20 protein-coding genes and 2 tRNA genes are annotated in these 22,056 nt (G+C 71.6%); 11 read left to right on the top strand and 11 right to left on the bottom strand.

Translation table 11 applies throughout. The features are described from left to right. Positions 1 to 143 precede the first annotated feature (143 nt). Both ASG73_RS11305 and ASG73_RS11300 read right to left on the bottom strand, forming a co-directional pair. Positions 144 to 218, bottom strand: a tRNA-Val gene (locus ASG73_RS11305). Between the two features lie 42 nt (positions 219 to 260). After that, a tRNA-Gly gene (locus ASG73_RS11300) sits at positions 261 to 333 on the bottom strand. Between the two features lie 123 nt (positions 334 to 456). On the opposite strand from ASG73_RS11300, the gene ASG73_RS11295 reads away from it, so the two are divergent. Then, positions 457 to 2,133, top strand: a complete 1,677-nt coding sequence (locus tag ASG73_RS11295) for an acyl-CoA dehydrogenase family protein (RefSeq protein ID WP_055994984.1) — start codon at positions 457 to 459, stop codon at positions 2,131 to 2,133. Between the two features lie 14 nt (positions 2,134 to 2,147). Here the strand turns inward: ASG73_RS11295 and ASG73_RS11290 are convergent, their stop codons facing one another. Continuing rightward, on the bottom strand, positions 2,148 to 3,026 hold the full coding sequence (locus tag ASG73_RS11290; protein ID WP_327077491.1) for a polyphosphate kinase 2 family protein: 879 nt from the start codon (positions 3,024 to 3,026) through the stop codon (positions 2,148 to 2,150). Positions 3,027 to 3,074: 48 nt separating this feature from the next. Between ASG73_RS11290 and ASG73_RS11285 the strand changes: the two genes are divergently transcribed. After that, on the top strand, positions 3,075 to 3,782 hold the full coding sequence (locus ASG73_RS11285) for a dihydrofolate reductase family protein (protein WP_235499437.1): 708 nt from the start codon (positions 3,075 to 3,077) through the stop codon (positions 3,780 to 3,782). Here the strand turns inward: ASG73_RS11285 and ASG73_RS11280 are convergent. Together ASG73_RS11280 and ASG73_RS11275 are read right to left on the bottom strand one after the other, a co-directional pair. Then, entirely contained in the window at positions 3,751 to 4,125 is a 375-nt protein-coding gene (locus tag ASG73_RS11280) for a DUF3592 domain-containing protein (RefSeq protein ID WP_055994978.1), read from the bottom strand. The genes ASG73_RS11285 and ASG73_RS11280 overlap by 32 nt on opposite strands. Before the next feature lie 73 nt (positions 4,126 to 4,198). Then, positions 4,199 to 5,365, bottom strand: a complete 1,167-nt coding sequence (locus tag ASG73_RS11275; RefSeq protein WP_055994975.1) for an alpha/beta hydrolase family protein — start codon at positions 5,363 to 5,365, stop codon at positions 4,199 to 4,201. A 46-nt stretch (positions 5,366 to 5,411) separates the two neighbouring features. Between ASG73_RS11275 and ASG73_RS11270 the strand changes: the two genes are divergently transcribed. Beyond that, positions 5,412 to 6,473, top strand: a complete 1,062-nt coding sequence (locus tag ASG73_RS11270) for an ATP-dependent DNA ligase (RefSeq protein ID WP_442905374.1) — start codon at positions 5,412 to 5,414, stop codon at positions 6,471 to 6,473. Between the two features lie 11 nt (positions 6,474 to 6,484). Here ASG73_RS11270 and ASG73_RS11265 read toward each other — a convergent pair whose 3' ends face one another. Next, entirely contained in the window at positions 6,485 to 7,567 is a 1,083-nt protein-coding gene (locus tag ASG73_RS11265) for a DNA polymerase domain-containing protein (RefSeq protein ID WP_055994972.1), read from the bottom strand. A 55-nt stretch (positions 7,568 to 7,622) separates the two neighbouring features. Further along, positions 7,623 to 9,557, bottom strand: a complete 1,935-nt coding sequence (locus ASG73_RS11260) for a penicillin-binding transpeptidase domain-containing protein (protein ID WP_055994969.1) — start codon at positions 9,555 to 9,557, stop codon at positions 7,623 to 7,625. Between the two features lie 114 nt (positions 9,558 to 9,671). On the opposite strand from ASG73_RS11260, the gene ASG73_RS11255 reads away from it, so the two are divergent. The 5 genes from ASG73_RS11255 (at position 9,672) to msrB (ending at position 15,375) form a co-directional block, all read left to right on the top strand. After that, complete coding sequence (locus tag ASG73_RS11255) at positions 9,672 to 10,529, top strand: LysR family transcriptional regulator (protein ID WP_055994966.1); 858 nt, start codon at positions 9,672 to 9,674, stop codon at positions 10,527 to 10,529. Continuing rightward, the gene (locus tag ASG73_RS11250) at positions 10,498 to 11,403 is read left to right on the top strand and encodes a serine hydrolase (protein ID WP_055994964.1); all 906 of its coding nucleotides are present in this window, start codon (positions 10,498 to 10,500) and stop codon (positions 11,401 to 11,403) included. The genes ASG73_RS11255 and ASG73_RS11250 overlap by 32 nt, the downstream gene beginning before the upstream one ends. Before the next feature lie 14 nt (positions 11,404 to 11,417). Further along, positions 11,418 to 12,323 carry a hypothetical protein gene (locus ASG73_RS11245; protein WP_055994961.1) on the top strand — a complete coding sequence of 302 codons (906 nt, stop codon included), beginning with the start codon at positions 11,418 to 11,420 and terminating at the stop codon, positions 12,321 to 12,323. Between the two features lie 98 nt (positions 12,324 to 12,421). Then, entirely contained in the window at positions 12,422 to 14,848 is a 2,427-nt protein-coding gene (locus ASG73_RS11240; protein ID WP_055994958.1) for a lamin tail domain-containing protein, read from the top strand. Between the two features lie 98 nt (positions 14,849 to 14,946). Beyond that, positions 14,947 to 15,375 carry a peptide-methionine (R)-S-oxide reductase MsrB gene (gene msrB, locus ASG73_RS11235; protein WP_082567186.1) on the top strand — a complete coding sequence of 143 codons (429 nt, stop codon included), beginning with the start codon at positions 14,947 to 14,949 and terminating at the stop codon, positions 15,373 to 15,375. A gap of 2 nt (positions 15,376 to 15,377) precedes the next feature. On the opposite strand, the gene ASG73_RS11230 is transcribed toward msrB, so the two are convergent. From ASG73_RS11230 to hemG, 3 genes are read right to left on the bottom strand one after another with little or no spacing between them, the layout of a single operon-like run. Beyond that, a complete protein-coding gene (locus tag ASG73_RS11230) occupies positions 15,378 to 15,863 on the bottom strand; it encodes a hypothetical protein (protein ID WP_055994955.1) in 486 nt (161 codons plus the stop codon). Beyond that, positions 15,863 to 16,582 carry a hydrogen peroxide-dependent heme synthase gene (hemQ, locus tag ASG73_RS11225; RefSeq protein WP_055994952.1) on the bottom strand — a complete coding sequence of 240 codons (720 nt, stop codon included), beginning with the start codon at positions 16,580 to 16,582 and terminating at the stop codon, positions 15,863 to 15,865. The genes ASG73_RS11230 and hemQ overlap by 1 nt, the downstream gene beginning before the upstream one ends. After that, positions 16,579 to 18,027: a protoporphyrinogen oxidase gene (gene hemG, locus ASG73_RS11220; protein ID WP_055994949.1), complete on the bottom strand. Its 1,449-nt coding sequence runs from the start codon at positions 18,025 to 18,027 to the stop codon at positions 16,579 to 16,581. Before hemG ends, hemQ begins: the two co-directional genes overlap by 4 nt. A gap of 106 nt (positions 18,028 to 18,133) precedes the next feature. Here hemG and ASG73_RS11215 point away from each other — a divergent pair, with 106 nt between their 5' ends. Then, positions 18,134 to 19,093: a DUF4349 domain-containing protein gene (locus tag ASG73_RS11215; protein ID WP_055994946.1), complete on the top strand. Its 960-nt coding sequence runs from the start codon at positions 18,134 to 18,136 to the stop codon at positions 19,091 to 19,093. Positions 19,094 to 19,096: 3 nt separating this feature from the next. On the opposite strand, the gene hemE is transcribed toward ASG73_RS11215, so the two are convergent. Continuing rightward, a complete protein-coding gene (gene hemE / locus ASG73_RS11210; protein WP_235499436.1) occupies positions 19,097 to 20,140 on the bottom strand; it encodes a uroporphyrinogen decarboxylase in 1,044 nt (347 codons plus the stop codon). 103 nt (positions 20,141 to 20,243) lie between these two features. On the opposite strand from hemE, the gene ASG73_RS11205 reads away from it, so the two are divergent. Then, positions 20,244 to 20,825, top strand: coding sequence for a DUF3000 domain-containing protein (locus tag ASG73_RS11205; RefSeq protein ID WP_055994942.1), 582 nt, complete (start codon positions 20,244 to 20,246; stop codon positions 20,823 to 20,825). Then, positions 20,822 to 22,048 (top strand): HRDC domain-containing protein, encoded by a 1,227-nt coding sequence (locus ASG73_RS11200; protein WP_055994939.1) that lies wholly within the window; start codon positions 20,822 to 20,824, stop codon positions 22,046 to 22,048. Before ASG73_RS11205 ends, ASG73_RS11200 begins: the two co-directional genes overlap by 4 nt. Positions 22,049 to 22,056: the final 8 nt, after the last annotated feature.

The following is a 22,056-nucleotide window of genomic DNA, read 5'->3' as shown; positions in this document are numbered from 1 at the left end:
AAACATTAACCCATCGAGAGGCGTCTCTCCCAACCGGGCCCACTCGGCGTGGCGTCGGCTGCGCGGGTCAGGCCCCGAGGGCCCGCGCCCGTGGACGACAAAGGCCCCGGGTCGCTGTCGCGAGCTCGGAGCCGTGATCGTGCTGGTGGGCGATACTGGGATCGAACCAGTGACCTCTTCCGTGTCAGGGAAGCGCGCTACCGCTGCGCCAATCGCCCGGGGTGTACCCGGCACCTCCTGCGAGAGGAAGGTTCCGTCCGAGCGGATGACCGGGTTCGAACCGGCGACCTCAACCTTGGCAAGGTTGCGCTCTACCAACTGAGCTACATCCGCACTCGAGGCCCACATCACTGCGTGCCTGCGCTGGGTGAGATTAGCCCAGAGCATCCTCAGATTCCAAACCCGGGCACGACGACCACCTCCCGGGTGCCCTGGCCCGGCCCGTATCGTGCGGTCATGTCCACGCATGAGGTCACCAACCAGGTCCCGCCGTACGGCGGTCACGACGTCTTCGGCAGCGATCCGGTCCTGAGTGAAGGGGTGACCCGCTGGGTCCCGATGCCGCAGCGCAACGAGGCGATCACCGAGCTGACCGCTCTCGGCGAGCTGGCCGGTTCGTCGCGCGCCGAGCAGTGGGCCGATCTCGCCCAGCGCAACACCCCGCGGTTGGTCACCCACGACAGGTGGGGCCACCGCGTCGACGAGGTGGAGTTCGACCCGGCGTGGCACGAGCTGATGAGCGTCGCCGCCGGCGCCGGTCTGACCGCCGTGCCGTGGACCCAGCCGCCGGCCAGTGGCGCACACGTGCGGCGAGCCGCAGGATTCGTCACCTGGAGCCAGGTCGAGCCGGGGCACATCTGCCCCATCACCATGACCAACGCGGCGGTCCCCGCCCTTCGTCACTCCCCCGAGCTCGCCGTCCGCTGGGAGGGCAAGCTCGCCTCCCGGGAGTACGACTTCGGGTTGCGGGAGGTGCAGACCAAGGCGGGTGCCATCGCCGGCATGGGGATGACCGAGAAGCAGGGCGGGTCGGACGTGCGCGCCAACTCGACGCTCGCCGTGCGCACCCCCGGCGGACCGCTCACCGGTGACACCTACCGGCTCACCGGCCACAAGTGGTTCTGCTCCGCGCCGATGAGCGATGTCTTCCTCGTCCTGGCCAAGACCTCACCCGAGGCGGCCCCGAGCTGCTTCCTCGTCCCGCGCGTCCTCGAGGACGGGAGCCGCAACCCCTTCGCCCTGCAGCGCCTGAAGGACAAGCTCGGCGACCGCTCCAACGCCTCCTCCGAGATCGAGCTCGACGGCACCTGGGGTGCGCTCGTCGGAGAGGAGGGAAGGGGGGTCCGCACGATCATCGAGATGGTCTCCGCCACCAGGTTGGACTGCGTGCTCGGCTCCGCCGCGACGATGCGCGCCGCACTGACGCGCGCGGTGCACCACACGAGCCACCGACGAGCCTTCGGGGCGACCTTGGTCGACCAACCGCTCATGCGCAATGTGCTCACCGATCTCGCGCTGGAGTCGGAGGCGGCCACGCTGCTCGGGCTGCGCCTGGCGCACGCCCTCGACGAGGGCGACACCGAGCTGACCCGCCTGGGGGTGGCGGTGGGCAAGTACTGGGTGTGCAAGCGCACCTCCCCCTTCGTCGCGGAGGCGATGGAGTGCCTCGGCGGCAACGGCTACGTCGAGGAGCACGGCATGGCCCGGCTCTACCGCCAGGCGCCGCTCAACTCGATCTGGGAGGGCTCGGGCAATGTCAACGCGCTCGACGTCCTGCGGGCGATCTCCCGCGAGCCGGCGTCGCTCATGGCGCTGCTCAAGGAGGCCTCGACGGCCCGTGGCCATCTGTCGGTGCTCGACGCGGCGCTGGACGATCTCGAACGCGACTGCGCAGGCCTGGCGGCCCTGGACGGCGCCGACATCGCGATGGGTGCGCGACGGCTCGTCGAGCGACTGGCCCTGACCCTCCAGGCGAGCCTGATGGTGCTGCACTCCCCCGCCGAGATGGCCGAGGCCTTCGTCGCCTCGCGCCTGGGCGGGGCCACGGGCGCGAGCTTCGGCACCCTCGACGCCGGCTTGGTGACCCTCTCCGGCGCCACCGCGATCACCCGCTCAAATCCTGCATTGCCCTAGGGCAATGCAGGTCGTCAGCTCTTCTCGAGCCGCCCCTTCTGCTCCTCGACATCGAAGTCGGCCTTCGGCCACTGCGGGTCGAGGGCAGCGAGGTGCTCGTGGAGCAGGTTCATCACCGCGAGCCGGGCAAACCACTTGCGGTCGGCGGGAACGACGTACCAGGGCGCGACATCGGTCGAGCACTTGTCGATGACGGCCTGGTAGGCCTCCTGGTAGTCCTCCCAACGCTCGCGCTCGTCGATGTCGCCGGGGTTGAACTTCCAGTGCTTGTCCGGCCGGTCCAGGCGCTCGGTCAGGCGCGCCTTCTGCTCGTCCTTGCTGATGTGGAGCATCACCTTGATGATCGTCGTGTCGTCGTCGACGACGCTCTGCTCGAAGGTGTTGATCTGCCCGTAGCGGCGGGCCCACTGGGCCCTGGGCACGAGGTCGTGGACGCGCACGATGAGCACGTCCTCGTAGTGGCTGCGGTCGAAGACGCCGATCATCCCCGGATCCGGCAGGGCATTGCGGATGCGCCATAGGAAGGGGTGCTTCTGCTCCTGCGCGCTCGGCGCCTTGAAACTCGTGATGGCCACCCCCTGCGGGTCGACGGCACCGACGGCGTGGCGCATGATCCCGCCCTTGCCCGAGGTGTCCATGCCCTGCACGACGAGCAGGATGCTGCGCGTGCCACCGGCGCGGGACTCCGCGAAGAGCCGCTCCTGCAGCTCGGAGACGGGTTCGGTGAGCGCCTCCAGCGCCTCCTTGCCGGCGTCCTTGTCCCCCTCGAAGCCCGGGGTGCTGCGCGGGTCGATCGCCGCGAGGTCCGTGCCGGGGTCTACGCGCAGCGCGTCGCTGAAGGGGGTGGGAGCGGACGTCGACGTCTTCTTGGCTGCCTTCTTTTGCTTGGCCATGTCTCGCATCATGTCAGCCGGACGGCCGGTTGGGGCAGACTCGACGTCATGCGGATCCTCATGGCCGACGACGCTCCCTTCGACGTCCAGCCCGGCGCCACCGTCGGTGAGGCCGAGATCGACGCCCTCTATGCGAGCACCGATGCGCTCCTGCGCCTGAACTTCGTCGCGACGCTCGATGGTGCGGCCAACGGCCCCGACGGGGTGTCCGGGTCGATCAACTCGGGGGCCGACCACCAGGGCTTCGCCGCCATGAGGCGAGCCGCGGACGTGCTGCTCGTCGGTGCGGGCACGGTGCGGGCGGAGGAGTACGGGCCGGCACGCACGCCGATGGTCGTCGTCTCACGCCGCGCCCAACGACCCGAGTCGGTCCGGGACAAGGACGGCATCGTGCTGGCGACGACCCGCGCCTCGGGAGCGCAGGAGGACGAGCGCATCTGGGTGTGCGGCGAGGACACCGTGGACCTGGCGGCGGTCATCGAGAGGGCGCGGGCAAGCTTCGGTCCCCACGTGCTGTGCGAAGGGGGTCCCACTCTCGCGGCCGAGCTGGTCGCCACGGGGCTCGTCGACGAGCTGGGCCTGTCGTGGACGCCTCACCTGGTCGGGGGGAGCCGGGCCGCGCACCCGCGCATCCTCGACGGCACGGACGTCCAGGTCGACCTGACCTGCCGGCACCTGCTCGAGGAGGACGGCACGCTGCTCGGGCTCTGGCGGGTCGCGTCGCTCACCGAGCAGGCTCGGCGGTCTCCACGGTGAAGGCGATGAAGTCGTCGCCGCAGACCTCGGTGCCGTCCGTGCGCAGTGCGTGTCTCTCCGGCGCGTCGGGGTCCACGCACGCGCTCAGCGGCTCACCGGGCATCCAGCCCGTGTTGGTGATCCACGTCTGGTTGACGAACCGCTGCGCCCCGATGCGATAGGCGTAGTCGACCGTGTGACCGCTGCTGCTCCTGCGCTTCTCCTCGGACGTGGTGACGGTGACGTCGACCTCCGTGCTCAGACCACTCTGGTCCTCGGTGTCGGAGATGACGAAGAAGGTCAGGCCAAGCAGGAGGACGAAGGCCAGGGCGACCACCGCCAAGCAGCCCACTGCGGCCTTCATCGCGGCACGTCCCCAGACTGGACGACGAACCTCGTCGTACGCGTCACCGTCGCGCGACGGCCAAGGGCAGCCACTAGCGCACGAACCCGGTCACGACGGACTCCCAGCGCCTGGGGTCGACATTCCACTCCTTGCAGTGACGGGCGAGCGACCACGGCTCGAAGGTGATCAGGTCCGGCCGGGCGGAGGCGAGCGCCTCGCTGGGTCCGACGGGCACGAACTCGTCATCGCGCGAGTGGATGAGCAGGATCCGGTGCGAGAGCTCCTCGGCGCGCTTGACCCAGTTGGTCCGTGCGACGTCGACGCTCTCGGAGACCCCGACGAGACGCTTGGCCCAGTGCTGGCCCATCAGGGCACTGCCGAGGTGGCCGACCGCAGCCGGGACCCGGTGCATCGCCGCGTGGTGCTTCAGGACATCGCCCCAGTCGACGACAGGACCGTCGAGCACCGCCCGGGAGACGACCGAGGACAGCGGCGAACGGTCGAGGAACTGGAGCACGATGGCGCCGCCCATCGACCAACCCACGAGGACGATCTCGTGGGCCCCACGGGCGAGAGCGAGCTTGATGGCGTCCTCGATGTCGCGCCACTCCGACAGACCCAGGTTGTAGCGGCCGTCAGGACCCACCGGCGCGTCGCCGTCGTTGCGGTAGCTCGGGACGAGGCTGGTCAACCCGGCAGCGTGCATCGCCGGGAGCGCGCGCAGGGTCTCGTGCCGACGCGCGCCACGACCATGGACGAGCACCGCCCAGCGTGACCCGTCCCCGTGCTCGCTCGGCACCACCCATGCCGGCATGGGGCCCAGCTCGGTCGGGACGGCAATGTCCTCGTAGGCGAGCCCGAGGTCGGATCCGGGGGTGCCGCCGTAGTAGTAGCCGTTGAAGCGGGCCGAGCCCGGTTGCAGCACACCGCAGTCGACACCCAGCAGCTCCCGCCGCACGGTCTGGCGACGGTGGTCCACCTCGAGCATCGCCCCGATCCGGGCATGGCCTCGACCGCCGTCCAGCCAGAGTCCGTAGCGTCCGGGGACGAGCAGGTCGGGCGAACCCGAGAGGGTGAGGCTGTCGGAGTGGATGACGTGGATCTGGGTGTCGTCGGGGCGCACGAGGTCGGGCGTGAGCACCCTGCGGGCGAAGTAGGTCGCTCCGCCCATCCACACCGAGCCTGCGCCGACGAGCGCCGAGCCCACGGCCACCGAGCCGTACGTCAGCGCCTTCTGGGCCCCCGTCGTCTTTGCCACGCCCACATCGTCTCAAAAGTCTTGCCGGACGGGCAGAATGTGACGAGTGACACCGCTGCCTGCTGACCTCGTGCTCGACCCCATGCTCGCCAAGGCCGTCAAGGAGGTGCCGGCGGCCGACGCCGTCGAGGGCGGCTACTCCTACGAGCCCAAGTGGGACGGGTTTCGCTGCATCGTGCGCAAGGACGGCGACGATGTCGAGCTGATCAGCCGCGGCAAGAAGCCGCTCACCAGGTACTTCCCGGAGCTCGTCGAGGCCATCCGTACGCACCTACCCGGCAGCGCTGTCGTCGACGGCGAGATCGTCGTGCGCAGCGGTGAGCCCGGCGCGCAGCGCCTGGACTGGGAGGCCCTCGGGCAGCGCATCCACCCTGCCGAGTCACGCATCGCCAAGCTGTCGGCGGAGACGCCGGCCGAGCTCATTGCCTTCGACCTGCTGGCGATCGGCGACGAGGACGTGACGGGCTCCCCCTTCGCCCAGCGTCGGGAGCGGCTCGAGGCGCTCTTCGCGACCATCACGAAGGGAGCGTCCCTGCACCTGACGAGGGTGACCCGGGACGCGGACGAGGCGAGCGACTGGTTCGCCCGCTTCGAGGGAGCCGGGCTCGACGGCGTGGTCGCCAAGGCGCTGAGCTCGCCCTACTCCCCCGGCAAGCGCACGATGCTCAAGATCAAGCACAAGCGCACGGCGGAGGCCGTCGTCACCGGCTACCGGGTGCACAAGTCCGGTCAGGGTGTCGGGTCGCTGCTGCTCGGGCTCTTCCACGAGGGGCAGCTCGTGGGCGTCGGCGGGATCGCGGCCTTCACCGCCGCGCGCCGGCTGGAGCTGATCGAGGAGCTGGAGCCGCTCGTGCGACGTGACGCCGACGGGGAGGTCGAGCACGCCGAGACCGACCGGTCGCGCTTCTCGTCGGCCAAGGACGTCAGCTTCGTGCCGCTGCGGCCCGAGCGCGTCGTCGAGGTGGCCTTCGACCAGCTCGAGGGCTGGCGCTTCCGGCACACCGTGCAGTTCCTGCGGTGGCGCCCCGACCGGGACCCCGAGTCGTGCACGCTCGACCAGATCGACCGAGCGGCGGCCTACGACCTCGGGCAGGTCCTCGACGACTGACCCGGATCGGCCTACTCCTCCACCCGGTTGCCGTCCTCGTCCCAGTGCTCGGCCACCTTCTTGCTCGGCTGCACGCGCGGGGGTTCGCCGGGCATCTTCGGGTAGTCGGGCGGGAAGTTCAGCTCACCGCCGGGGAGGTTCTCCCAGAGCTCGAGCAGCGGGTCGAGCGACGCTGCAGCAGAGTCGATCTCGGCCCAGGGGTCACCCTCGGCCAGGTGGTCGAGGACGGTGGTGAGGTTGTACTCGGCGGGGTCGGTGACGGCCGCGACCTGCTCCCACGTCATCGGGGTGCTGACCGGGGCGCCGGGGCGAGCGCGCAGGCTCCACGCGCCGGCGATCGTGCGGTCGCGGTTGTTCTGGTTGAAGTCGACGAAGATCCGCTCCCCCCGTTGCTCCTTCCACCAGGCGGTCGTCACGCCGTCGTCACGTCGCTCCAGCTCGCGGCCGAAGCCGATCGCCGCGTGCCGCAGCTCCTCGAAGGACCAGCGTGGTTCGATGCGGACATAGATGTGGATGCCACGGTTGCCGCTCGTCTTGGCGAACCCGCGCATCCCGAGCTCCTCGAGGAGCTCCCGGCCCACGTCGGCCACCCGCTGGACGTCGGCGAAGGTCGTGCCCGGCTGCGGGTCGAGGTCGATGCGCAGCTCGTCGGGGTGGTCGACGTCTGGCCGACGCACCGGCCACGGGTGGAAGGTCAGCGTCCCCATGTGTGCCGCCCAGACGAGCGCCGCCGGCTCGCTCGGGCACAGCTCGTCAGCGGTGCGCCCGCTCGGGAAGGTGATCTCGACGGTCTCGATGTAGTCGGGCGCGCCCCGCGGCAGCCGCTTCTGGTAGAACCCGTCCGCGTCCTTGTCGCGCGGGCCGACCGCCAGCCGCATGCCCTCGCGCCATCCGTCGGGCCAGCGCTCCATGGCCGTCGGCCGGTCCCCGATGGTGCGCATCATCGTCTCGCCGACGTCGGCCACGTACTGGCAGACCTCGAGCTTGCTGATCGCCGGGGTCCGCGCGGTCGCCTCGTAGATCACCCGGTCGGGGCTGGAGACGCGCACCTCCCGCTCACCGACGGTCACCATCGCAGCGGGGGTCTTGGCCATGCGATCAGCGTATGGGCTGCGCCGGACGAAGGGGGGCCGCCGCGCCCCCTTCGTCCTACCGACGCACGAGCCCCAGGTACCGGTCGGCGATCGACCCGGCGACCGAGGCGCCCCCGGAGCCGTCCTCCACGAAGACCGCGACCGCGAGGTCGTCCTGGGCGACGATCATCCAGGCGTGCGTGCGCGGGGGCGAGGCGGAGCCGTACTCGGCCGTCCCGGTCTTGGCGATGACGGGGCCACCCGGGTTGTCGCCCAGGAAGGTGGCCGAGCCGTCGGTGACGACCGCCCGCAGCATCTCGCGCAGCTGGCCGGCCTCACCGGCGGTGATCGGCGCGCCGCCCTTCGCCGGTGCCGTGGTGGCGCCCGGGAGCAGGACCGGCGTGACCCGGTCCTCCGCGACGATGCTCGCCATGACGGTCGCCATCGACAGGGGCGTCGCGACGACCTCGCCCTGACCGATGCTCGTAGCGGCCAGGTCAGTGCCCGTCGGCCTTGCCGGCACCTGGCCCATCGCCGCGGGGACGCCGAGCGTGGGAGTCTGGGTCATGCCGAGCGCCGCTGCGGCAGAGCTGATCCCGTCAGCAGGGAGCCGGTCGCGGGCGCCGATGAGCGCGGTGTTGCACGAGGTGGCGATCGCGTCCTTCAGGGTCATGGCGCCGTTGCGGCCGGACGGGTAGTCGTCGTAGTTCTTGAACTCGCGCCCGTCGACGGTGATCGTGGGCGGGCACTGCAGCTGGGTCCCGGGCGTGGCCCCCGCGCGCAGCTGGGCGAGCGCCGTGACGGGCTTGAAGGTCGACCCGGGGGCGTACTGCCCCAGGGTCGCCGTCGGCTGGCCGGATCCTCCCTTCGCGCTGGCGAGTGCGAGCACGTGACCGTCGGAGGGGCGGATGGCGACGACCGCACCGGCCTTGGGCACGTCGGCGAGGGCGTCCTCCGCGGCGGTCTGGTGATTGATGCTCAAGGTGGTGCGCAGCGGCGTGCCGTCGACCGCGTCGAGGCGGTGCAGGTCCCGTGCGGTGCCGTCCTCGGCCACCGCTTCGACGACGAAGCCGGAGGTGCCACGCAGCTCCTTGTCGTGCGTCGCCTGCAGGCCGCTCAGGCCGACCACGTCCCCTGCGCGCACCTGCGGGTCCGCGGAGATGATCTCGGCCGTCGCCGGGCCCACCCGTCCCAGGACGGCCGAGGCGAACCCGGAGGACGGTGGCAGGTCCATGCTCCCGTCGACGAGGCGAGCGCCCGCGATGCCGGGGACGGCCCGGCGCACCCGCTCCAGCTCCTTCGCATCGGCCCGCAGGACGATCGCCTCGACGAAGGCCTTGTCCCCCGCCGACTCCACCGCAGTGACGAAGGGAGCGACCGTCACGTCCGCCGCCTCGGCCAGCTGACGGGCCGAGCTGCCCGCTTGCGCGGCGGGCACCTGGCCACGGTCGATGCCGACGCGCACCACCGGACGTCGGGTCACGATGGTCTCGCCGCCGTCACCCAGCACCTCGCCCCGCTCCGGGGTGACCCGGGTGGCGCGCAGGACCTCGCCCTCGCCCAGCTCGGGTGCGAGCACTGTCGCAGCCCAGTCGCCGGTCCACGAATCACCGCTCCTGCGGACCGGGACGGTCGACGAGTAGCGCCAGGGCGCCTTGCCCTCGTGGACGGTCCACGTCAGGTCGAGGTGCACCGTGCCCGTGTCGCCGCCGTCGGGGACCTCGACCGCACCGACAGTCACTGACGGGCGCAGGCGGCCCATGCCGGCCAGCACCGCGTCGAGGTGCTCCTGCGCGGCGTCACGGTCGTCCACCCGCAGCCCGTCGGGCACCGTACCGGCCCTCAGGTCCATGGCGATCTGCTGCCCCAACCTGCGCACGGCGTCGGTGTCGTCATCGCGGTGGATCCACCACCAACCGCCCAGGGCGAGCAGGAGTGCCAGGGCCACTGCGGCGGCGACCAGGGAGCGGGAGCGTCGACGGCTGCGTCGGGGAAGGTCGGTCACGGACATGCAGTCTCCTCGTGTGGGGACCTCATCGCAGCGCATGCAGTCCTCATAGCGCAAAGTGCGCAACGGACTGGCCGACATATCGCCTGCATATGACGTGGTCACTACGCTCGCCCCGTGGACCTCATCAAGCACCTGCGGTACTTCGTCACGGTGGCCGAGGAGCAGCACATCGGTCATGCGGCCGACGAGCTCAGCATGACGCAGCCGCCCCTCTCGCAGGGCATCCAGCGGCTCGAGCGCCGGTGGGGCCTGCGCCTGTTCGACCGACGCCCCCGCGGCGTCCAGCTGACCGAGGCCGGCGCAGCGCTGCTCGCCTCGGCCCAGCACGTGCTCGACGCGGCCGACGACCTCGACCGGGAGGCCGGCGAGAAGTCCGACGACGGACGGCCCCGGCGCCTGGGGCTCCCCGGCGACCTCGGGTCCGTCGCCATGGACTGCGCGGCCCTGGCCGCAGAGGCGCTGACGCCGACGGGCACCACCCTCCAACCGGTCATCGCTGCGACGACCTCCCTCGTCGACCAGCTGGGCCGTGGCGAGATCGACCTCGCGGTCGTCCAGCACCCGGCGGTCGTCGACGGGCTCGACCTGGGTCCGGTGCACTCCCTGCCCCGCACCCTCGCCGTGGCCACCAGTCACGCCGCGGCCGCTGCCCACGAGGTCCACCTGCCGGTGGCCCTGCCGCCGAGATCGCACAACCCGCCCGCCCACGACCAGCTCGTCGACGCGCTGCGACGCGCTGGGTACACGGGCGCCGTTCGCAGTGTCGCAACGCCTGCCGAGGCGGCGGCCCTCACCGCGTCCGGACTCACCTGCACGGTCCACACGCTCGCGGACCTGCCCGCCCGCCTGCGTCCGCTGGCCGGGCCCGCGGTGGACCTGCGGGTCCGGGTCGCCACGGCCCGGCTCGCGCCTGCGGACGAGCAACGAGACCTCGTCGCGCATGCCCTGGAGACCCGCCTTGCGTCCGGCTGAACGAGCGGGCGCGATCCTGCGGGACGCGGGCTGCCGCGGCTGGGTGCACGCCCGACGAGTCGACGATCCCGACGACGACATCGGCCTCGACCCCGACGACATCGTCCCGATCGCCTCGGTCTACAAGGCGGCACTGGCGCTCGTCTGGGCCCTCGACGCCGACGCTGGTGCCCTCGACCCACGCGAGCGACTCTCCCTTCGCCCCTCGGGCCGGACACCGGGACCGACGGGGCTGTCGATCCTGTCCGACGACGTCGAGATGAGCTCCCGCGATCTCGTGCGACTGGCACTGACGCTCTCCGACAACGCAGCGGCCGACCACCTCCTCGACCTCCTCGGCGGACCGGCGCGGGTGAGCGCGGTCCTCGCCGGTCTCGGGCACGAGATCACCGTCAGAGGTGGCACCCGACACTCCCTCGCGATGGGGCTGCAGGAGACCGGGACACCGGACGAGGCCTCGTACATGCGCGCGCTCGCGGACATCCACCGGGACGTCGTCACGAGCCAGTACGACCCCGCGCTGGCCACATCGGCCTCGGCCCGCACCCTCACCGGGCTCCTCGCGGACCTGTGGGGCGACCGGCTCGTCCCCGGGGAGCACGGCGACGTCGTCCGCGGGGCGATGACACGGCAGGTCTCGTCGCACCGGCTGCGCTCCGGTCTGCCCCACGACGACGTGGACATTGCCGGCAAGACCGGAACGCTCGGCACCCTGCGCCACGAGGTCGGAGTCGTCACCTTCCCCGACGAGGTCCCGATCGCCGTCGCCGTGCTCACCCGCTCCGCTCGGCCCGAGCGACACCTCCCGGTCGTCGACGCGGCCATCGGTGCCGCGGCCGCAGCCGTCGTCCACCCCCTGCGCGCCCCCCTCTGACCCGAAGGCCACCCATGTCCTCGAGCTCCTCCCTCCTGCGCGGCACCGCCGTCGTCCTCGTCGCCGGGTCCCTCGGCTGGCTCGCCGCTGCCCTGCCGTGGCTGCTCGAAGGGGGCCGCCTCCCGATCTCGTCGGCGTGGCCCTCCGTGGTGCCGGATGCGGGACCGTGGGTGGCGCTACCCGCCGGCGAGCACCGGCTGAGCGCGCTGCTCGTGACCTGCGGACTCGTCGGGGTGGTCCCCGTCGTGGTCGGGCACCTCCTCAGGAGGTCGCTGTGGCCCGGCGTGGCCGGCGCCCTCGTGGCCGCGACGCTGTCGATCGGCGATACCTGGCGCACCATCGACTCCCTGTCCGGTGGCAGCCGTGGCGCCGAGCTGCTCGTCGCAGCGCACCTCGGGCTCGCCCTGCTCGGACTCCTCGTGGGGCTGGTCGTCGCGATCGCGTCCTGCCGCGGTCCGCGGTGGTTGCGGACGACGGCCCGGGGTGCCGTCGCCACGGTCCTGGTCTCGTGGGTCCTCGACCTCGTGGTCACCGACCCGATCTCGATCAGCGGCTGGCAGACCTGGGTGATCGCTCACCAGCAGCACCTGCTCGCCGCCGTCCTGGCCGTCGTCCTCGCCGTCGCCGGGTGGCGCCCGCTGACCACGCTCCTCGGCTGGCTCGGTGCGCTCGCCGTCGTCTGGGTCATCCCGGCCGGGCTGACGGCACTGACCTATCTGGGCAGCTACGCCGGAGGATGGGCGAGCACGAGCGCCGGGCAGTCCGAGCTCGTCGACGGCGCCCTCGACGTGCTGCGCGCCGCGCTGGACCCGACGAACCGCCCCGTCTGGCCACTGGCCGCCGCGCTCGTCGCCGGTGCCGGTGGTGCCGCCGTGCTGGCCCTGGTGCGCTCCCGCCGGGCCGGCACCGCGGCGCTGTGAGATGGACTCCCGGCGTTCACCTGCTCGCACTGCAGGACGCCCCCAGCGGTCCTAGTGTGCGGGAGGCCACACCCTCGCCCTCTTTCAGGAGCCATCCCATGCTCGCTCGACGTCGCCGCGCCCTCGCGGCACTCACCCTTGCACCGATCACCCTGGCCGGTCTGGCCGTCACCGCCCCGAGTGCCACCGCGGCCTCGCCGGATGTCGTCATCTCGGAGGCCTACGGGGGTGGCGGCAACTCCAAGGCCACCCTGCGCAGCGACTTCGTCGAGCTGGCCAACCGCGCCACGTCCGAGGTCGACCTCACCGGATGGACCCTGCGCTACTACTCCAAGAGCGGCACGACCCCGCAGACGACCGCGCTGAGCGGGAGCGTCAAGGCGGGCGGCCGCTACCTCGTCCAGCAGGCCGACGGCGCCAACACGGCCGCCGACCCTCTGCCCACCCCTGATGCCACCGGCACGGTGCCGATGTCCGGGTCGGGTGCCCGCGTCGACGTCGTCAACCCCGACGGCGCCGTCGTCGACCGGCTCGGCTGGGGCGGCGCCGCACCCGCCGAGGGTGTCGCCGCCGATGGCACGGACAACACCACCTCGGTGGCCCGCCGCGACATCTGCACCGACACCGACAACAACGCCGCCGATTTCGTCGTCGGGGCCCCCACCCCGCAGAACTCCGCCACCGAGACGGTCACCTGTGAGCCGGGCACCGGTGAGCCTCCGGTCGTGCCGACCCGGACGATCCCGCAGATCCAGGGAGCCGCGCACCTCTCCCCCTTCGACGGGACCAAGGTCGCCGAGGTCGAGGGTGTCGTGACCGCGGTGTCGCGCAACGGGTTCTGGATCCAGAGCGCCACTCCCGACGGCGACGCCGCCACGTCCGAAGGCCTCTACGTTTACACGCGCACGGCACCAAGCACCTCGGTCGGGGACACGGTGAGCGTGGACGGGTACGTCGAGGAGTACCGCCCGGGCGGTTCGGGCGGCTGGGACAACCTCACGACGACCGAGCTCACCTCCCCCGTCGTGCGAGTGACCGGCACCGCCGAGGTGCCCGCACCGATCGTGCTCGGTGAGGACCGAGCCGCTCCCCAGCAGACGATCGACGCCGACGACCCCAAGAGCGTCGAGTACGCCGACGCCGACTTCCTCCCCGAGCGTGACGCCATCGACTTCTACGAGTCCCTCGAGGGCATGCAGGTCGGCGTACGTGACGCCCAGGTGGTCGGCCCGACCGGCTACGAGATCCCGGTCGTCCCCGGGAGCGGCGTCGATGCCACCCGCTCCTCCGTCGGTGGCGTCGTGTACTCGGGCTACGACCGTCCCAACGCGATGCGCGTGCTCGTCGACGACGCCCTGCTCCCGAGCGGCTCGCTGCCCGACGCCGACGTCAAGGACACGCTGCCTGGCCTTGTCGCCGGTCCGCTCGACTACTCCTTCAGCAACTTCAAGCTGCTGGCGACGCAGGTGCCGACCGTGCAGGACGGCCGCCTCGAGCGCGAGGTGACCCAGCCGCAGCACGACCGTGAGCTGTCCGTCGCGTCCTTCAACGTCGAAAACCTCGCGCCGAGCAATGACCAGGGCAAGTTCGACCGCCTCGCCGGCCAGATCGTCACCAACCTGCGCAGCCCCGACATCCTCGCCGTCGAGGAGATCCAGGACGCGAGCGGCCCGACCGACGACGGGACCGTCGACTCGACGGCGACGACCGACAAGCTCATCGCCGCCATCGAGGCACAGGGCGGCCCGACCTACGAGGCCAACTGGGTCAACCCGCAGGACAAGGCCGACGGTGGTCAGCCGGGCGGCAACATCCGCAATGTCCTGCTGCACCGCACGGACCGCGACATCGACTTCACCAAGCGCAGCTCCGGCGCTGCCGACCACGCCACGAGCGTCGTCAAGGACAGCAAGGGTCCGCTGCTCACCGAGTCCCCCGGCCGCATCGCGCCCTCGTCACCGGCCTTCGACAACTCGCGCAAGCCGCTCATCGGCGAGTACCGCTACCGCGGCGAGCGCGTCTTCGTCGCGGCCGTGCACTTCAGCTCCAAGGGAGGCGACGACCCGCTCTTCGGCCGCTGGCAGCAGCCGGTCCGCTCGAGCGAGGACGACCGCCACGCACAGGCCCGTGAGGTGCGCTCCATCGCCGACGACCTGCTCGCAGCCGACCCTGGGGCGAAGTTCGTCGTCGCGGGTGACGTCAACGACTTCGAGTTCAGCCAGACCACCGACATCCTCACGGACATCGTCGAGGGCTCCGGCAGCACCGCGATGACCGACCTGCCGCGCACGCTGCCGGAGTCGGAGCGCTGGACCTATGTCTACGAGGGCAACAGCCAGGTGCTCGACCACATCCTCGTCTCGCCGTCGCTCGCGACGCTCGACGGCACGGTCAACGGCCCCTGGCGACCGGGCAAGGGTCAGCGCCCTGCCTTCACCTACGACATCGTCCACACCAACTCTCCCTTCGCCGACCAGGACAGCGACCACGACCCGCAGGTCGTGCACCTGGACCTGAAGAAGTGAGCTGACCCCACGCCCACAGCGCGCGCCCGCGGCCCCCGGATGAAAGTCCGGGGGTCTCGGCGTTGCATGATGGTCAGACCAAGTGCGAGGAGCAGATCATGATGGAATCCACCGGCCGCGACTACGCCGTCACCAAGAGCGAAGAAGAGTGGCGCGCTGAGCTCTCGCCCGAGGAGTACTCCGTGCTCCGTGCCGCGGGGACCGAGCGTCCCTTCGTCGGGGAGTACACCGACACCGCCACCGAGGGTGTCTACGCCTGCCGCGCCTGCGGTACCGAGCTCTTCACCTCGGGCACGAAGTTCGAGAGCCACTGCGGCTGGCCGAGCTTCTACAGCCCGCTCGCCGAGGACCGGGTCGAGTACATCAAGGACGACTCGCTGCCGGGCCGTCCCCGTGTCGAGGTGCGCTGCGGCAACTGCGGCAGCCACATGGGTCACGTCTTCGAGGGCGAGGGCTACGAGACCCCGACCGACCAGCGCTACTGCATCAACTCGATCTCGATGACGCTGCGGCCCGCCCAGGGCTGAGCTCAGTCGAAGACCCGCCGCTCCTGGGTGGTCTCGCTGGCGAGCACGAACCCGACGAGACCACCCAGGACCAGCAGCAGCGCCCCTCGCCAGAGGTGGTAGCCCGCGACGAAGGCCGCAGGGTCGGACCCCTCGCCGGGCAGCTGGACGCCGCTCCTGACGACGAGGAAGAGGGCCACGACGACGGCGGCGGTCGCCGCGAGCGGCCAGCGCGCGCCCGTGGTGGCCACGAGGTGGCAGAGCAGCGCCAGCACCACGGTGCCGATGACCACGGTGAACGCCACCGTCGCGCTCGCGGGCGCGTACGTGTCCCAGATCTGCTGGGCCAGCCACACCCCGTGCGCGTCGTGCGGCAGACGGAAGCTCGCGGGGTGGAGCTCACCGGCCACCCACGGCAGCGGCAACGAGACCAGGGACAGCCAGGCGCCGACCAGGACGGCCATCCGGCTCACGGTCTCGCCGGACAGTCGCGTGCTCGAGGCGGTCATCAACGCAGCCCCGCCACCAGCCCCTCGACGCTCACCCGCGGGCCGGTGAAGAAGGGGACCTCTTCGCGCACGTGCAGCCGGGCCTTGGAGGCACGCAGCTCGCGCATGAGGTCGACGATGCGGTGCAGCTCGTCGGCCTCGAAGGCGAGGATCCACTCGTAGTCACCCAGCGCGAAGGCGGGGATGGTGTTGGCCCGCACGTCCGGGAAGTCGCGCGCCATGCCACCGTGCTCCGCGAGCATGCCGCGACGGTCCTTGTCGTCCAGGACGTACCAGTCGTAGGACCGCACGAAGGGGTAGACGCACACGTAGTCGCGCGGCTCGTCACCAGCGAGGAAGGCCGGGATGTGGCTGCGGTTGAACTCCGCCTGGCGGTGCACGGCCGCGTTGGACCACACCGGGTCGAGGTGACCGCCGAGCTCGGTGCGCAGCAGCCGCTTGTAGGCGTCCTGGAGCATCTCGATCTCGTCCGCGTGCCACCAGATCAGGACATCCGCGTCGGCGCGCAGACCGGCGACGTCGTAGACACCGCGGATGCGCACGCCGGCCTCGGTGAGCTCGGCGAAGAGCGCCTCGACCTCCTCGGTGATCGCGCCTCGGTCGTCGTCACCGATCGGGTTGACGAGCGCAAAGGCGGAGAACATCGCGTAGTGCACGCTGCTGTTGATCGCCTCGAGCTGCTCGCGGGTGGGCTTGGCGGGGCTGGGCCTCGTGGTCATCTGGGCTCCTGTCGGATGGTGGACGAAGGGGGAAGAGCATCGAGGATCGTCGTGGCGGTCTCGGCGGCACCGGTCAGGACCGCGCCGATGCCCACTCCGTCGTAGGCGGCACCGGTCACCTCGAGACCGGGCAGGCCGGCCACCGCGGAGCGCACCGCGGCGACCCGTCCAGTGTGCCCGAGGTCGTACTGCGGCAGACCGCCGCCCCAGCGCTGCACGTGGGCATCGACGGGCCGCGGCAGGTCGGTGCGGAGGGCGCTGCCGATCTCGGCGAGCGCGTCGGCGACGAGGTCGGCGTCGTCGCGCTGGAGGGTGGCGACCTCGCCGGCTCGACCGGCTGAGGCGCGCAGGAGCACCACGTCATCGGCGGCCTCACGCACCCAGGCCCACTTGGAGGCGGAGAAGGTGCTCGCCTTGATCGGCCGTCCGTCGACCGCGGGGACGAGGAAGCCGCTGCCGGGCAGCGCGCCCACCCCGTTGCCGGAGGACGTCGCGAAGCGACCGTCTCGAAGGGCGGGCAGGGCGATCGTCATGACCGCCATCGATGCGTACTCGATGCCTCCGAGTGCGCTCGCTGCTGCCGGTGCGTGGTCGGCCAGGAGACGAGAGGTCGCTGCAGCAGGGGTCGAGACGACGACGAGGTCCGCATCCCGAGCGACCTCCGCGTTGGTCGCGCCGGAGACCACTCGCCACCCCGACTGCGTGCGCTCGATCCGGCGCACGAGGGTGGCACCCTCCACGTGGCCCCCGGCGTCGAGCACGCTGCGCCACAAGGCCCCGACGAGCGTGCCGACCCCGCCGGCCAGGCCCATCACCCGGGGGCGCGGCGTCGACGTCGGCGGTGGGAGCAGCGACTCGACGGCCGCCGGCATGGACCGCCCGCCGACCATCGCCGCCCACAGCGCAGGCATCGTCGAGCGCAACGACAGGTGGTCGACGCGACCGGCGTAGACCCCACCGAGGAGGGGCTCGACGACCCGGTCGACGACCGCCCTCCCGTAGACGGCGCCCACCGCGTCGGCGATCGTCACGTCATCGCTCTCGAGGACGAAGGGGGCCGGCTGCGCGGCGCGAGCGACCTCCCCTTCGTCGAGGAGACCCGTGAGGTCGGTCTGCGGACCGGGGACACCCATGAAGGTGCGGCCGGGGATGGCATGACGCGCACCTCGGGACCAGAAGGACGCCGGGACGGGCTCGGGGTGCACGACCTGCTCGGCCAGCCCGAGCTCGGCGAAGAGCTCCCGTGCCGCGACGCTGCTCGCGACGATCGACTCGGCACCGACGTCGACTCTCACGCCGCCGACGGTCTGCTGGCGGACCTTGCCGCCGAGCCGGTCGGCGCCGTCCAGGAGGGTCAGGTCGAGGTCCGGGCGGGCGTGCAGCAGATGGTGGGCGGTGGCCAGGCCGGCCAGTCCCCCACCGATGACGACAACGCGCTGACCCATGCCCCCAACTCTCCCACCACGTCGATGGAACCGATCCACCACCTCACCCCGTCACAGCACCATCAGACGGCCGGGATCACCCGGCCACCGAGCAGGGGGTTCAAAAATGACCAGGACGACACACGGGCGATGGGCAGCACTGGTCGCGGCCGGCGGGCTGGCGCTCACCGGGTGCGCCGTCGGCAGCGACTCGGGCGCCAGCTCCGAGGGCGGCGACTCGGTCCCCCACCAGTCGCAGGCGAGAGGCGGCGACTCGGACGCGCGGCCGGAGTCGGCCGCGAGCTCCGCCTCCGGCGGTCAGGGCAAGGGCTCAGGCGACAGTGGCTCAGGCAGCAGCGCCGCGAGCGGCTACAAGGCCCCCGCCGACGCACGCATCGCGCGCACGGCCAGCCTGTCGCTCACCGTCGAGGACCTCGAGCAGGCGGCCGCCAAGGTGCGCTCCACGGCCCGCACGGCCGGCGGCTACGTGTCCGACGAGGACTCTCGCGCCGCCACGTACGAAGGGGGCCGCTCCTGGGCAGAGATCACCATCACCGTCCCCGTCGACAAGCTCGACTCCACGACCACGGACCTCTCTGAGCTCGGCAAGGTCACCAAGCGCGCGAGCAGCGCCGAGGACCTCACGTCGCAGTACACCGACACCACGGCGCGGGTGCGCACCAAGACGAAGTCGGTCGAGCGCCTGCGCACGCTCATCGACTCCACCGACGACCTCGACCAGATCGTCACGCTCGAGCGCGAGCTGTCCACCCGCGAGGCGGATCTGGAGTCGATGACGAGTCAGCAGAAGTCGCTGGAGCAGCGCACCGCCACCGCACCGATCACCGTCAGCCTGTCCACCGACGCGACCGGGACCGATGCCTCCGAGGAGGAGGCGAGCGGGTTCGTCGCCGGGCTCAGCGAGGGCTGGGGTGCCTTCACCTCCGCGCTGACGGTCGGGCTGACCGCGCTCGGGGCGATCACCCCCTTCGCCCTCACCGGACTGGTGCTGCTGGCCCCCGGGCTCTGGTGGCTGCGCCGTCGCACCACTCGCCCGGCACCGGTGGTCGCGACCACCGACGAGTGAGCGTCAGCGCGCGCTGACCTCGTGGACCAGCTCGACGACGCGGGTGAGGACCACGGGGTCGGTGTCCGGGAGGACCCCATGACCGAGGTTGAAGATGTGGCCGGGCGCCGCACGCCCCTCCTCGAGGATGCGGCGGACCTCGCGCTCGACGACCTCCCAGGGGGCGAAGAGCAGCGCGGGGTCGAGGTTGCCCTGGACCGGCTGGTTGCCGCCGACCCGCTCGATGGCGTCCGCGAGGTTGACGCGGTAGTCCACACCGATGACCTCGGTCCCGGCGTCGGCCATGTCCGGGAGCAGCTCGCCGGTGCCGACACCGAAGTGGATGCGCGGGACACCGGAGTCGGCGAGCGCGGCCAGCGTCGCCCGGCTGTGCGGGAGGACGTACTTGCGGTAGTCGGCGCGGGAGAGGAACCCGGCCCACGAGTCGAAGAGCTGGACCGCGCTGGCGCCCGCCTCGACCTGGACCTTGAGGAAGGCCGCAGAGATCTGCGTCAGACGCTCGCACAGGTCGTTCCACAGCTGGGGGTCACCGTGCATGAGCGACTTGGTCAGCTCGTGGTTCTTGCTCGGCCCGCCCTCGATCAGGTAAGACGCGAGGGTGAAGGGGGCGCCGGCGAACCCGATGAGCGGCGTCGAGCCCAGCTCGAGGACCGTACGGCGGACCGACTCGGCGATGTCGGGGATCATCTCGGGAGTCAGCTCGGGGATCCGGTCGAGGTCGGCGCGGGACTCGAAGGGGTCGTCCAGGACCGGACCGACGCCGGGCTCGATGTCGATCTCGATACCGGTGGCCTCGAGCGGCACGACGATGTCGGAGAAGAAGATCGCCGCGTCGACCCGGTGGCGGCGCACCGGCTGCAGGGTGATCTCGGTGACGAGGTCCGGGGTGCGGCAGGCCTGCAGCATGTCGGTCCCGCGACGCAGCTCGCGGTACTCGGGCAGCGAGCGCCCGGCCTGACGCATGAACCACACCGGCGTGTGCGGGACGGACTCCCCTCGGGCCGCGCGGACCAGGGGGCTGTCGGAAGGATCGGCTGAGTTCGTCACGGCCGCATCATCCCATGCAGGCCCCAGGGAGCTCCCCCGGTGTCTCCCCGCTCCACGGCGTGCCTTCCCGCGTCTGCCGCTCCCCGAGACCTAGTCTCACGGGGTGGCAACCCGACAGATCTCCGATGTGCAGTCCCCGGACTTCGCGCACGCGCTGCGCACTCTGCACGCGGCCCGACTGCGACCTGAGGTCCGACTCACCGAGGTCCCCGCGCCGACGCGCTTGGCCCCCCATGCCGTGGCGATGACCGCCGACATCGTCGACCCCGCCGACAACGAGGACATCGCGACCGGTCGCTTCGTCCTGCTGCACGACCCGGACGAGCCCGAGCCGTGGGGCAGCGCATGGCGCGTCGTCACCTTCTCCCGGGCCGAGCTCGAGGCCGAGGTCGCGGGTGACCCGATGCTCGGCGCCGTCGGCTGGTCCTGGCTGACCGATGCGCTCGAGTCCCATGACATCGACCCGGTCAACCTCGCCGGCACCGTCACCCACGTCGTCTCGGAGTCCTTCGCCGACCTCGAGGCGCGCGAGCCTGAGGTCGAGATGGAGATCCGCGCCTCGTGGAGCCCCACCGACTCGTCGGTCGGTCGCCACCTCGAGGCGTGGGTCGACATGCTGGGCACGGTCGGCGGTCTGCCGCCACTGCCCTCAGGAGTCGTGGCCCTCCCGGGACGGCGCCGGTGAGCGAGGACCATGAGAGCGAAGGGAGCGAGGCCGCGCCTCTCCCCGTCCTCACCGAACCTGCCGAGGGCGTCCCGCCCGTCATCACGCGCGAGTCCGAGCTCGACGACTGCGCCTCCGCGATCGCCGCTGGCTACGGCCCGGTCGCGCTGGACGCCGAGCGCGCCTCCGGGTACCGCTACGGGCAGGCCGCCTACCTGGTGCAGGTGCGGCGCGAGGGCTCCGGCACCTGGCTCATCGACCCCGTCTACCTACCGGACCTGGCCCCGCTGGACCGGGCCATCGGCACCGGCGAGTGGATCCTGCACGCCGCGACGCAGGACCTGACCTGTCTGGCCGAGGTCGGTCTGCGGCCCCGTCAGATCTTCGACACCGAGCTCGCCGCGCGGCTGATCGGGCTCCCCCGCGTCGGGCTCGCCGCCGTCATCGAGCACTACCTCGGGATCAGTCTGGCCAAGGAGCACTCGGCCGTCGACTGGTCCACCCGGCCGCTTCCCGAGCCGTGGCTGCGCTACGCCGCGCTCGACGTCGAGGTGCTCACCGAGGTGCGCAACCTCATGGGCATCGACCTGGCCGAGCAGGGCAAGAGCGAGTGGGCCCGGCAGGAGTTCGAGTCCCTCCTCACCTGGCGTCCTGCGGTCAAGGAGGACCCGTGGCGGCGCACCTCCGGCCTGCACAAGATCCGCCAGCCACGCGTCCTCGCGACCGTCCGTGAGCTCTGGTACGAGCGCGACCGCATCGCCCGCGACCGCGACACCTCGCCGGGACGGGTCATCCCCGACACCGCACTCGTCGACATCGCGCTCGCCAACCCCGACTCCCCCGGCGACCTGCCGCGCGGGCACCGAGCCATCCAGCGCAGCCAGCGGGCCTGGCTCGAGGCCGTCTCCCGCGCTCGGGCCATGGCCGAGGACGAGCTGCCCCCCGCATCCGTGAAGTCCGACGGCCCACCCCCGCAGCGCTCGTGGGTGAGCCGTGACCCGGTCGCCGCCGAGCGGTTGTCGGACACCCGTGAGCGGCTGAGCGTCTTTGCCCAGGAGCACACGATCCCGATCGAGAATGTCTGCTCGCCCGACCCCCTTCGTCGGGTCATCTGGACACCGCCGGCGCAGCTCTCCCCCGAGGCCTTCGCCGACTCCTTGGCGGCGCTCGGAGTGCGTCCCTGGCAGCGTGAGATCGTCGCGCCACTGATCGCTGACGCGTTCGCCGCCCATCCCGACGTCTGAGCAGGCAG

The sequence above is a fragment of the Janibacter sp. Soil728 genome (genome assembly GCF_001428305.1).
GTDB lineage: Bacteria > Actinomycetota > Actinomycetes > Actinomycetales > Dermatophilaceae > Janibacter.
The sequence above is the reverse complement of the archived record's forward strand: the minus strand, read 5'-3'. Positions and strand labels throughout refer to the sequence as shown.